This is a genomic window from Nostoc commune NIES-4072 (genome assembly GCF_003113895.1).
GTDB lineage: Bacteria > Cyanobacteriota > Cyanobacteriia > Cyanobacteriales > Nostocaceae > Nostoc > Nostoc commune.
This window is the reverse complement of sequence record NZ_BDUD01000001.1, coordinates 6180521-6192846: the sequence shown is the minus strand read 5'-3', so window position 1 is coordinate 6192846 and position 12326 is coordinate 6180521. Positions and strand designations below refer to the sequence as shown.

Below are 12326 nucleotides of genomic sequence, written 5' to 3'. Positions count from 1 at the left end.
ATGAAGATTTTATAATTGGGCGAGAACACGATGAGCTTGGAACTTTCCGCGTCGGTGAAATATTGGCTGAATTTCTTTCATCCGGTGCTAATGTGGGCGCTATTAGTACTTTCAATTTATGCTGCCTACTTAGGGCTGCAAGTACAGCGTACCAGAAATGCTCAGGGGGAAGAAAAGAAAGAACTGATTAAAGGTAGATATAACGTCAGACACTACCAAATCGGGTCTATACTCCTAGCTTTGATGGTTATAGGTGCAATTGGAGGGATGGGTGTCACTTACATCAATAATGGCAAGTTATTTGTCGCGCCTCACCTGCTGGCAGGACTGGGTATGACGGGTATGATTGCATTTTCTGCTGCTTTGTCGCCTTATATGCAAAAAGGGGCAAATTGGGCGCGGGCAACTCATATTCTGGTGAATTTTACCCTTTTGGGGCTTTTTGCTTGGCAGGCTGTCACCGGCGTGCAAATTGTCCAAAGAATTCTCACTAAAGCATAGTTAAGTAGTCCTTTGTCGTTTGTCATTAATTTTTGACAAATGGCAAAGGACTGTTGACTTACCGCTTTTGTTTTGAATTAGCAGGAAAGGGTATTGCCAAAGATTTATGAAAATCCTCTTGAACTTTGCGAGTTAAGCGGCGGGAGACTTGGCGGACAATTTGGTTAAGTAAGCGATCGCCTGTAGATTGAATTATAGATTTGGGTAATCGCTGAATAAATCTGGGAAAGTGCAAATCAACTATTAAATCTAATTCCCATTCAACTCTGGTAATTTCACCAATACTACTGGAAGTATTATTTTCTATTAACTGTAGAGATGCCCGGTAGTCTACGTCATAACCAGGCGGTTGATAGTCAGGAATAGGGATTGTACGGATGCGGTAAATACCTGCGTCTGGAGGCAACAATTCCAAACCAATTTTAGGTTCTACATCATAACCAAAAGCACCAAAACGACCAATTACTAAAGCGTAGCCATTTTCCCCAAGTAATTGCACCTTCATGGGTTCAGCGCAACGGGAAAACCATGAGGCGTGATTATTAAGATACTGGGCAACCTTCTCTGCTGAGGCAGGCATTTCCATAAAATCTTGATAACGACCGTAAAATTTTGTGACCGTCGCTACATTTGCTTCTATTAATGTGTCCTCAGCTGCTTCTTGGCTGGAGGCTACAGGTAAAACTGCTTCTGTTATTTCCCAGGATTTATATTCGCTTTTTCTTGAAAGCATAAATGCATTAATGTATATTTTAGCGTTCGTCTATATTAATAATTCCCCATGTACTTGGGTCATTTCACACTAATATCCCATTTTTACCGAAACCTCATTAATCTACCATCAAGTCCATAGAATTACTAAAATAAAGAACTGAACAAGCACACAATAGTTTCCCAGGATAGCATTTCTCATGAAAGCATTTGTAGCAGGGGCAACAGGTGAAACAGGTCGCCGGATTGTGCAAGAATTGATAGCGCGGAATATTCCCGTCCGTGCTTTGGTGCGGGATATAGAGAAAGCTAGGGGTATTCTCTCTCCTGAAGCCGAATTAGTGGTAGGCGACGTATTACAACCAGAAAGTTTAACTGCTGCGTTGGAAGATAGCACAGTTGTGTTGGTTGCGACTGGTGCAAAACCTAGTTTTGACCCCACTGGCCCCTATAAAGTAGATTTTGAAGGGACTAAAAATTTAGTAGAAGCCGCTAAGGCAAAGGGAATTGAGCATTTTGTCTTAGTTTCTTCTTTGTGTACTTCGCAGTTCTTCCATCCACTGAACTTGTTTTGGCTGATTTTAGTGTGGAAAAAGCAAGCTGAAGAGTATATCCAGAAAAGTGGTCTTACCTATACGATTGTGCGACCTGGTGGGTTGAAGAATGAAGATAACTCCGACGCGATCGTGATGCAGAGTGCTGATACACTGTTTGATGGTAGTATACCCAGGCAAAAAGTCGCCCAAGTTGCTGTTGAGGCGCTGCTTGAAGCAGATGCACGCAATAAAATTGTCGAGATTGTTGCTAAACCAGAAGCAGCCTCGAAAAGCTTTAAGGAGTTATTTCAACAGTGCTGATATTCCACAGGATTCTATTCTTCAAAGTTATCGGCTCATATCTTCATGGAGAAGCTGCACCTAAGCCTAAGTTCAGCTTTGCGTAAATTCGTGGCGATTTGAGGGTTAAAGTTTAAGCGCAGAGGCACACGGAGAATTCGCTACGAATTAACGAAATGCTGTACTAAGCGCTTTGTCAAGTAGCTTGCTTAATGTAATGACCGCCCCTCCACTCCTAATACGGTTCGGTTAAGGCAAGAGACGCGATAAATCGCCGTCTCTACAAAGGACTGATTATTGTAAAGACGGCGATTTATCGCGTCTTTGGATCTAGAGCGTGTCATCAAAAAACCTTATCCGAACCGTATTGCCTCCACTCCTAAAGCGATCGCTCCATCTTACAGTCAAAAGGGTAAAGCACAATGCGCTTTATCCTTACACTGATTCAGGATAGACGAGCGATCGTCTTATTACTTTAATCTTCACAAAAAGTGATAGAACAAAACTACTTTTATTCTGGAAAGTACTCATTATTGAAAATATCTTCAGGACTAAAAGGGCATTTTTCTGGAAAAATTTCCGGCTGTAAAGCTGTTTTTTGAATTGCTTGTCTTCTGGCTTTAATATAAACTGCATCTAAGCAGTTAAGACAATAGTTATAAAGTGTTTTGGAACGAAAAGAAAATTCTAGTTCATCACGGAAATTAGTTATTTCTATTTGCCAGCCTCGTTGACAATCTTGTTTTTGATTTTCCCAATAACGATAAAGTAAAAGATGAATTAATAATTGTTTTAAGTAACTTTCTACTTTTCGCCTTTGTTCAATTCCCAAAGCTTCAATTTCTTCTACTAAATGTTGCCAATCCAGATTTTCAATATCTTTATTTTCTAATTGTTTAAGTGTTGTTTCTACCCACAAATAATAATCTTCTTCGTAAAGGGTGGGTTCAACAGATTTTAATATTTCTGTTGTCATAGTTAATCATTCGAAAAATTAATCATTTAATTATAACATAGGTCAGCGATCGCACTATCCCACACTCAAAATGCAGAAGTTTAGCAATGAACCAGTTTTAGAAGTGCAACTCGAAAATAGTACGATTTGAGCAAGGTAGCGATTTCTTATCGGAAGTAGGATGCTACAAGAAGCGATTGATATTATACTTAATCGGTATTGTTGGGAGTATCTCTTTATGCTCATTTTCCCTAATTCTTAAAAAAATGAGCAAATCGGGAATAATAACTAACAATTAGGTGTGAACTTTAATGGAATAAGTTCGTCGATGATTTTTGTTAGCAAAGAGAACAAATTTGAAGGAGTCGGATTCTGAAAGGCTTTGAATTCAAAGGTGTTGAAAAACTTATTGGGCCAATAGCCGCGCTTCTCGGCTTTGTGTATTTGTTGCAATGGTATATTGGAGACTTGCGATCGCCTTCTGATCCCATCTTTACAGTTCAACAGCCGCCTTTGGTCATGAAAAAGGGCGACCCCTATATCCGCGCTTTAATGCGAACTATTTCGGCGAGTGAGGCGAGTGGTAATCGTCCCTATTCGCTATTGTATGGTGGACAGCAAGTCAACGACCTGAGCCGACATCCTGAGATATGCGTCACAATTGTCACAGGCCCTAACACAGGTAATTGTTCTACTGCTGCTGGTAGATATCAAATTATTAACATTACTTGGTATCGTTTAGCTCCCCGTTATCATCCAAAACCGATGCAGATGATGTTTTGGACTGCTTATAGTTTTGAAGCAGAATATCAAGATATAGTAGTTTACCGTTGGTTAAATGATTCTAAAGTTTGGGGAACTGATCTTTCTCAACTGTTGCGTCAGGGAAAGTTAAATGATGTTTTGCGGCGTCTCTCTCCCACCTGGACAAGTCTAGGATATGGTATAGAAACTAATTCTGTTAGTAGCTCTCTGCCTAAAGTTTATCAGAAAATGCTGCAAGAGGAATTGGCCGCAGCTAATCAACCAAAGGTTCCGAATTTGACACCATCACCAACTCCTTCTAACAAGGCAGTAAATAAGTTACCAAAGCAGTGAGATTATCCTAATTTTTAACTTGCTGCATAGAAAAAATCTTTGATATTTTCTACAAAAGCTAAAGTATTTTCAAAGTGAATATTATGTCCAGCATTACTAATTATTTTTAGTTGGGCAAATTCACAAAGTTGAGCCATTTCTGTATTAATAAATATAAATTTTTTATCATATTCACCCACTAATAAGAGCAGAGGTATTTTATTCTCTTGTAGCTTTTCCCACAAAGAAGGTTGGCATCCAGTTCCCATGAAGCGCAATGATTTATCTAATTCGTATGGATTATTCTGTAACCGATTTTCTATCATGCGATCGTATTCTGGATGATTTTTTATATAACCAAAAATTGGTTGATTGTACCAATTTGAAAGAAAAGCAGCAAAATCAGTTTGAATAATACTTCTGCTTAATTTTCTAGCTATTTGAGCATCACGTCTAACTCGTTCTAATCGTTCTGCTTCTGTTACTAAACCTGGGGAAGCTGATTCTAATACAACTTTAATAAAACGTTCTGAAAAATGTAGAGTTAGATATAAAGCCAACCTTCCACCCATTGAATAACCAATTAAGTAGCATTTATCTATTTTTAATTCATCTAATAAATTGATTATTGCTTGAGCAGTAGGTTGTATTGTATAGTATTCATCACTTCCTAAAACTTGGGTTTTACCATGTCCGGGTAAATCAAGGGTGAGATAAGAAAAGTCTTCAGTTAATATTTTTATAGCTTCATCGAATTCATTAATGTTTCCCATGAAGCCATGTAATAAAAGAATTAGAGGTTTGTTTTTATTGACATTTAAATAATAGTTAAACTTATATTTTAAATTCATTTTTAAAATAGATATTTAAAAGCTTAGTTGATATGATTTTTTATTACTAGTGGGGCAAAGCAGAATGTTCGCAGATACTAATAAGATAAAAAAGTTAATTAATTTCAGAGGTTTTAGCATCGTTGACATAATAAACACGTAAGACACTTGTGTTAATTTTGGCATAAATAATACCAGTTTAAAAAATGATTGCGACAGATGGACAGAGAAAACCCAGATACACTAAGCGGTTTCTAATCCAAAATCTAAAATTCAAAATCTAAAATGGTATAACCCTTTGCCTGAGTCAATACACCAAATCTTGCATCTTTACAAAATGCTTTGTTGTGCTAGTCAATTTTTATTTTTATTAAGGTAAAAATCTATCTAAAGCAGCTTTTAACTGTTTAATTTCAACGTCAATATTACCCTCTTGCGCAGCTCTAGCAATACATTCAGTTAAATGTTCATCCAAAACAATTCGCGCTACTTTATCTAATGCGCCTCGAACTGCGGCAATTTGCAGTAGAACGTCAGGGCAAGGGCTATTTTGCTGCACCATTGTTTTAATACCACGAACATGTCCTTCTATGCGCGATAATCGATTGGCAATTCGCCGTAATGACTCTTCGCTATGGACATGAGGATGAGCCAACTCTCCAGCCTCATGAGTATGATCTATATGTTCCTGGTCTGTATGATGATGGGAATGTTCTGCTTGTTGGGATGTTGGCAAGGATTCCTTGTTTAATCGGTTTGATCCATTCATGGGTTATCAGAATACTTGTAGTACTAAAATCCTAGCCTAGTGTTTGTAGGGCATGGGGCATTGGGCATGGGGCATTGGGCATTGATTATTCGCTTTGTCTCCCTCATCTCCCTCATCTTCCCCCGCTCTCCCCACTCCCCTAACTCTACTGCTGACGATTGGTTCTTTCTTGGGGAATGATTTCTGTTACTACCCTACCGCTAGAAGTGCCGCCTTTAACAACAATATTTTCTGTTTGCAGATTACCAACGGCTGTTTCACCTGTAAAATTTAACCGTGGGTCAATTTGTCGATAAACTACATTTCCCTGAGCTTCAACTAACTTATTGTCTAAATACCAAGTTAATGTATTAGATTTCAAAGACTGGCGACGCTGACCAATGGCGTTGACGTTACCTGTTAAATAAACTGTTTTTTGTGGTATTTTCATTTCACCTTGATTGGCAGTGACGGTAAGATTTTCGACACGCTGGAACATCCGCACGGGGGAATTTGTAGTGACAGTTTCTGCGTTCATGTTCCAGGTCATAGAGTTACTAGTTATTTGCACTGGTGGGTCTAGTAAATCTAATTGAGCATTTTGTTGAATAGTAGCAATTTTCGTTTTTAAGTTGACTTCGGCAGAATTTCCTTTGCCGCGATCGCTAATTTTATTATTTTTGTAACGGTCAATTTGTAAAGGGCGATCGCCAATCAATTTTTCTTCTTTAATATTCCAGATTAAATGCTCGGTTCTTACTTGTAACTGGGGATCTATGGAATTTGCTACTACCCTACCAGAAAATTCCATGCGCTGTTCGCGGGTTTTGACTCGCGCTTCCTGCGCCACAGCTTGTAGTTGTTTATGACTACCGTTAATCTGGTTGCGGACAATCAACAAATCTTCTTTGGGACGCCATTCTAATTCATTACCTTGCAATACAATTCCATTCTTAGGATCTGTGGCAAATATCTTACCTTTAAGAAATAACTGCTTCCCATTTTGTTCAATATCTGCGACATCTGCTTTGATTTGATAAACTACTTTCCCATCTTGATATAGTTCACCATAAGGACTTTCGGCTTGACCAATTTGTTTTTCTTTGGTGTATTGTGCTTGTTTAGCCCTGACTTTCCAAATCGGTCGTCCTACTTCATCTGCTTGTTCTAAGGTGACATCAAAGAAAGTCAAATTGCTATCTTTGTTATTAGATGAAGCCGCAGTATTTTGTTGAGAAGCTGTGGGAGATTTTCCCCCACAGCTTACTAAACCAAATATTAAGAAAAAAATTAAAGGTAAAATAAGGAAGGGAGGAGTAGAGGAGAAATTTTTAATTTTTCTCTCGTCCTGTCTCCCCCTTTGATGAAATTGATACGCCATTATTCTTGGATTTCTAGATGTCCATCACTAGTTCTGGGGTCTTCCAAAAAACCGATACCAGATAACGGCCGGTATGGATAGCTTTGGCGAGGAGTTTTTTGAATATCTTCTTTGATGGCTTCTAAATCAATGTAGCGATCGCTTACATTAATTAAGCTGTCGCTGGTCATCGAACGCAAACTCACCACTTCTACCCGCACGCCGCGATAGCTGACTGAATTTACCGCATAAGCCAAATCCCCATCACCGCTAACTAAAACTGCGGTATCATAAGAATCTACTAGCGCCATCATATCGACTGCTATTTCTACATCCAGGTTAGCTTTTTTAGAGCCATCTGGTAGCTGGACTAAATCTTTAGCAATAACTCGGTAGCCATTGCGACGCATCCACAGCAGAAACCCCTGTTGCTTCTCGTTTGTCCGGTCTACACCAGTGTAGAAAAAAGACCGTAGTAGTCTAGAACCTCCAGTTAATCGATACAACAGCTTCGTGTAATCGATTTCAATTCCTAATTGCAGTGCAGCGTAAAATAGATTTGAGCCATCAATAAATATAGCGACCCTACCCCGATTCTCCAAAACTTGTTCTGGCGTAAATATTGAATCGGTTTCAAAATTATTCAACATCATTGTGATACCTCAATTATTATCCCTGTTATTTTTGATACAAATTACCAACTTTTAGATCCTAGTCACAGCAGCTTATGATAATCTTCCGGGACTAATTTAAGTTCAGCCCCGATAAATGTTTTGAGAAAATTAAGAAATTGAACAAAATCAGAGTTTGATAAGGATTAATCGTTTTTTGGGGGTTCTATTCGCTTAAAAATCGGTTGGGGTGTACCCAACTGTTGTTTACTAGATAGTATCCCCCATGTTGCATGGGTGGCAAAAGGAGCGGTAATTGAACTTTGTATTTGATCGTTAAAGTTTATTCCAAAGCCCAGTTGCTGATAAATATCGCTACTGATATTTGGAATAATTGGGGAAAGCAGATAAGCTGCTAGTCTAACTGATTCTAGAACTGCGTACAGAACTTTTTCTACCGACTCCTGCTGTCCCTGTTTATATAATGACCAAGGAGCCTGTTCATCAATAAACTTATTACTGGCTTGCACCAATGAAAGGATGGCCTCGCAGGCTTCACTGAAAGCTAGCTCTTGGTATGCTTGTTTTACATGCTCCCCTAGACGTAAACCAATTGTTTTCAATGGATTTTCGTCAGAAATTCCTTCATTGCCGATTGATGGGACATTATTCTGGGCACAGTATTTCTTCACCATGTTCAAGGTGCGATTGAGCAAATTACCTAAATCATTTGCCAAATCTGCATTCAGAACATTAATGAACCTTACTTCATTAAAATCTCCATCTTTGCCAAATTCGATTTCCTTAAGGAAGTAATAACGAACGGCATCACTACCGTAGCGCTGAACTAAAGCTATAGGATCAAGGGTATTACCCAGACTTTTGCCCATTTTTTGACCATCTTTAGTCAAAAAGCCATGCCCAAATACTCGATCTGGCAAGGGTAAGCCACCCGACAACAGCATTGCTGGCCAGTAAACTGCATGGAAACGCAGAATATCTTTACCAATTAGGTGCAAGTTAATCGGCCACCATGTTTTTAAGGCATTTGCTAAAGTCGGTTCTGCATCTGGTTCTAGTAATGCCGTTACATAACCTAACAGCGCGTCAAACCAGACATAAAGGGTGTGCTTGGGATCAACTGGTACAGGAAAACCCCAATCTAGATTTACCCGCGAAATGGAAAAGTCTTGTAGTCCTTGATTTACAAAGCTGAGAACTTCGTTGCGGCGACTTTCTGGTTGAATAAAATCCGGTCTAGATTGATAAAATTCTGTCAGCTTAGTTTGATATTTGGATAAGCGGAAAAAATAGTTTTGCTCGTCTCGCCACTCCACTTCTTTGTTAGTATGAATCGCGCAACGGTGTCCTTCTAGCAGATCCCGTTCTTCTTTGAATTCTTCGCAGGATACGCAGTACCAGCCTTTTTGTTGCCCCTGGTAAATATCACCAGATTTCCAAACTCGCTCAAAGAATTCTTTAACGATCGCTTCATGACGAGGTGCTGTAGTCCGACTAAAGCGATCGTATTGAATATCTAATAATTGCCACAAATTAACGAAACTAGGGACAATCTCATCGCAAAACTCTTGTGGTGCTTTGCCTAAACTTTCTGCCGATCGCTGAATTTTTTGCCCGTGTTCATCTGTACCTGTAATTAGTAATACCTGATACCCCAAGAGTCTATTAAATCGAGCCACTACATCTGCTGCGATCGTTGTATAAGCACTGCCTATATGAGGCACATCGTTTACATAATATAGTGGTGTTGTTAGTGCAAATGTCAATTCTTTTTTTTTCACTAGATTCATGCAAAATAAAAATTAACTTATAAAACGTTTTACTATTGGAAAAACCAAGTAATTATACAATATTATTTCTATTTTTTCCAATAATACCTTAATAATAGCAAACTTTTCAGATCAAAAATTGTTTTGTAATATGCATCAATTCAACTCATTTTTGCCTACAACAGTGAATCATTCTCATAATTTTTTTGTATACTTTCTATTAGAAAATATTGTGATCAAAAATACATAATCCAGAATCCGGAAAATCTATCTGGTTTTGTGGATTAGATATTTCTATCTTAAGACGGTCATGGCAGTCGTAAAGAAATGTAAAAATTAAATTAAAATAAACTGCCATATTTACCGGAAAAATATATTGATTAGGTATGAGTCGAAATAGCCCCCTAGAAATTTCTCGCGCTTTGGTGGCGGCGCTTTCAACCCAAATGTTTCGTTATTACGAGGATCGCATTCCCCAGGATGCCAGCGTTTTGGTAGTCAGCAATCACCGCAGCTTTATGGATGCACTAATTTTAATGGCGGCGTTATCGAGTCCGATTCGCTTTGCTTGCCATCACTACATGGGACAAGTGCCAGTAATGCGGGAGATTGTCACCGGACAATTGGGGTGTTTTCCTTTGGAAGAGACTCAAAACCGTCAGCAAAGCTTTTTTTCGCAATCGCAGGTGCTATTGCAGTCCAAGCAGATGGTAGGAGTATTTCCAGAAGGAACTGAACCAATGGTGAAATTTACTGTGCCAAACATGGTGGGTGAGTTTCAACGAGGATTTGCTCATTTGGCATTACGGGCTGATGTGCAGGATTTAGCAATTTTGCCGATCGCGATCGCTTCCTTAGAAGAAGTAAACACTTCTGGCTTCCCCTTAAGGCTTTTAAGTCTATTTGACCCTTCAGAACCTTTATTTAACCAAAGCGGTTGGCATCCTTTGGTACTTTATCGTCGGGTTGCAGTGTTAATCGGTCGCCCTTATTGGATTACGCCCCAACATCAAAAAAAATATCACGGCAAGCAAGCCAGAACTGTTGTGGCTGAACTGACAGAACATTGTCATGGTGAAATTAGTGATTTACTGCGTCAAGGTTGCTATTAAAGCCATTCGATTTTAAATTTTGGATTGTCTTCACGACTAACATTTAGCTTGTTCCCAAGCCTTTTTTATTTTTTCTCAAAAGTCCGAAGCTCGTAACAGCAACAATTAGCAATCCAAAAGTTTTATACCATTGATTAATGACCAATGACCAATGACCAATGACAAATGACTATCCAAGAAGTTGAGCTAAATCCTTGTTTTCTAACTCCTAAACGAGTCAAGCCAGAGTATCCCCTGTTAGTATATTTGCCAGGAATGGATGGAACTGGTCAACTATTGCGATCGCAAACGGCTGGATTAGAAACTGGCTTTGATGTCCGTTGTTTAGCGATCCCACGCAAAGACCTTAACACTTGGGATGTGTTAGCGAAAAGTGTATTGGACTTAATCTACGCCGAATTAGAAAAAAGCTCTCAAAGGGCAGTTTACCTGTGTGGTGAATCCTTTGGTGGTTGCTTGGCAATGAAAGTAGCGATTCAAACACCGCATTTATTTAAGCGAATTATCTTAATTAACCCAGCTTCGTCCTTTCGTCTTCGCCCTTGGTTGAATTGGGCATCGCAAATAACTTACTTAGTGCCATCAGAATTGTATGATGTTGGCGCACTGGGATTGTTGCCATTTATAGCATCTTTGCCACGCATTTCTCGGAGCGATCGCCATGAACTGCTGAAAACTATGCGTTCTGTGCCGCCAGAAACCGTTCTTTGGCGGTTGTCTTTACTGCGAGAATTTGAGATTGATAACGAACAGCTAGGTTGCTTAACTCAACCAGTTTTGCTGATTGCTGGTGGTAGCGATCGCCTTTTACCTTCTGTAACTGAAGTAAAGCGGATAGGGAATATCTTACCAAATACCAAAATTGTAGTATTGCCCCATTGTGGACACGCTTGCTTGCTAGAAGAAGATATTAATCTCTACGAAATTCTTAAGGATAACGACTTTTTAGAAAGTAATGCTGATATAGGTAGGGGGCTAGAAGTGAGATGATAGGGTGAGGCGCGATCGCATCAAATAAAAATTAATTAAACAAACTCAAAACCCACTATGACCACAACAACTGTCAAACTGACTTCTAGATGCCATTGCTAACCTTCCTTTAGAAGAAAAACATCAACTGTGGCAATTATTAAATGACGAAATTAATCAAAGCGAAGGAAATTTATTTCCAGAAGACTCTTATGATTGGGGTTCCCAAGGACAGCCAAAAGGCAAGCCATTAGAATATATCCCTGGAGTTGGGCTAAAAGTTGTTGGTGGCAAGAATGCTCCAAGCTGATTTGCTTGAATGTGGGGACGTAGTTATAGTAAATTTGCCTACTAGTACTCCTAGAGGACGTGAACAGCAAGGAACTCGACCTGCTATAGTGGTCGGTATACCTTGGCGAGAAGTCCGCTATCCAATGCTAATGATTGCACCTTTAACGAACTTTGGGGGTTTAAGTCCCCAGCAAGATAGGCAGCACGTTTTGTGTCGGGGTCTAAATCTCCGTCACAAAACGTAATTGCGAATTGCGTTAGCGGAGCGGGGCGTTAGCCCATTGCGAATTGCGAATTGGTTTAATAATCCCAGCTTATATCCGCGTTTGTTAGCTGGTGTGGTGCTGGTGGTTTGTCTCTGTCTTCCATTGTCTTACTAGATCAAACGCGGGGATTAGATATAAATCGAGTTTTGGCGTATTTGGGAACACTCACCCCTGAGCAATATGTTCCTATTGTTGATGGATTAAGACAGTTATTCAGAAAAGAAAATAGTTAATCTGAAACTGATATTTACGTTTATAGAGGGATGTAG

The 12326-nt window shown here is 39.3% G+C and carries 13 protein-coding genes; 6 read left to right on the top strand and 7 right to left on the bottom strand.

Translation table 11 applies throughout. The features are described from left to right. Window positions 1–30 precede the first annotated feature (30 nt). Window positions 31–501, top strand: coding sequence for a DUF4079 domain-containing protein (locus tag CDC33_RS27550; RefSeq protein ID WP_109011626.1), 471 nt, complete (start codon window positions 31–33; stop codon window positions 499–501). A 58-nt stretch (window positions 502–559) separates the two neighbouring features. Here the strand turns inward: CDC33_RS27550 and CDC33_RS27545 are convergent, their stop codons facing one another. Continuing rightward, window positions 560–1234, bottom strand: a complete 675-nt coding sequence (locus CDC33_RS27545; protein WP_109011625.1) for a DUF1997 domain-containing protein — start codon at window positions 1232–1234, stop codon at window positions 560–562. 178 nt (window positions 1235–1412) lie between these two features. Here CDC33_RS27545 and CDC33_RS27540 point away from each other — a divergent pair, with 178 nt between their 5' ends. Next, a complete protein-coding gene (locus tag CDC33_RS27540; protein WP_109011624.1) occupies window positions 1413–2069 on the top strand; it encodes an NAD(P)H-binding protein in 657 nt (218 codons plus the stop codon). Window positions 2070–2559: 490 nt separating this feature from the next. On the opposite strand, the gene CDC33_RS27535 is transcribed toward CDC33_RS27540, so the two are convergent. Continuing rightward, the gene (locus CDC33_RS27535) at window positions 2560–3024 is read right to left on the bottom strand and encodes a DUF29 domain-containing protein (protein WP_109011623.1); all 465 of its coding nucleotides are present in this window, start codon (window positions 3022–3024) and stop codon (window positions 2560–2562) included. A gap of 417 nt (window positions 3025–3441) precedes the next feature. Here CDC33_RS27535 and CDC33_RS27530 point away from each other — a divergent pair, with 417 nt between their 5' ends. Further along, entirely contained in the window at window positions 3442–4101 is a 660-nt protein-coding gene (locus tag CDC33_RS27530) for a glycoside hydrolase family 24 protein (RefSeq protein ID WP_244919365.1), read from the top strand. A 14-nt stretch (window positions 4102–4115) separates the two neighbouring features. Here the strand turns inward: CDC33_RS27530 and menH are convergent, their stop codons facing one another. The 5 genes from menH to metG all read right to left on the bottom strand — a co-directional run bounded on the left by menH (window position 4116) and on the right by metG (window position 9440). After that, the gene (gene menH / locus CDC33_RS27525; RefSeq protein WP_109011621.1) at window positions 4116–4931 is read right to left on the bottom strand and encodes a 2-succinyl-6-hydroxy-2,4-cyclohexadiene-1-carboxylate synthase; all 816 of its coding nucleotides are present in this window, start codon (window positions 4929–4931) and stop codon (window positions 4116–4118) included. 349 nt (window positions 4932–5280) lie between these two features. After that, on the bottom strand, window positions 5281–5679 hold the full coding sequence (locus CDC33_RS27520; RefSeq protein WP_109011620.1) for a metal-sensing transcriptional repressor: 399 nt from the start codon (window positions 5677–5679) through the stop codon (window positions 5281–5283). A gap of 145 nt (window positions 5680–5824) precedes the next feature. Then, window positions 5825–7039, bottom strand: coding sequence for an LPS export ABC transporter periplasmic protein LptC (lptC, locus tag CDC33_RS27515; protein ID WP_181374150.1), 1215 nt, complete (start codon window positions 7037–7039; stop codon window positions 5825–5827). After that, window positions 7039–7668 carry a LabA-like NYN domain-containing protein gene (locus CDC33_RS27510; protein WP_109011619.1) on the bottom strand — a complete coding sequence of 210 codons (630 nt, stop codon included), beginning with the start codon at window positions 7666–7668 and terminating at the stop codon, window positions 7039–7041. Before CDC33_RS27510 ends, lptC begins: the two co-directional genes overlap by 1 nt. Window positions 7669–7835: 167 nt before the next feature. Then, the gene (gene metG / locus CDC33_RS27505) at window positions 7836–9440 is read right to left on the bottom strand and encodes a methionine--tRNA ligase (RefSeq protein WP_109011618.1); all 1605 of its coding nucleotides are present in this window, start codon (window positions 9438–9440) and stop codon (window positions 7836–7838) included. A 365-nt stretch (window positions 9441–9805) separates the two neighbouring features. Between metG and CDC33_RS27500 the strand changes: the two genes are divergently transcribed. The 3 genes from CDC33_RS27500 (at window position 9806) to CDC33_RS27490 (ending at window position 12036) form a co-directional block, all read left to right on the top strand. Then, window positions 9806–10531 (top strand): lysophospholipid acyltransferase family protein, encoded by a 726-nt coding sequence (locus tag CDC33_RS27500; RefSeq protein WP_109011617.1) that lies wholly within the window; start codon window positions 9806–9808, stop codon window positions 10529–10531. Window positions 10532–10702: 171 nt separating this feature from the next. Beyond that, on the top strand, window positions 10703–11521 hold the full coding sequence (locus CDC33_RS27495) for an alpha/beta fold hydrolase (protein WP_109012728.1): 819 nt from the start codon (window positions 10703–10705) through the stop codon (window positions 11519–11521). Window positions 11522–11796: 275 nt separating this feature from the next. Beyond that, window positions 11797–12036 (top strand): type II toxin-antitoxin system PemK/MazF family toxin, encoded by a 240-nt coding sequence (locus tag CDC33_RS27490; RefSeq protein ID WP_109011616.1) that lies wholly within the window; start codon window positions 11797–11799, stop codon window positions 12034–12036. Window positions 12037–12326 lie beyond the last annotated feature (290 nt).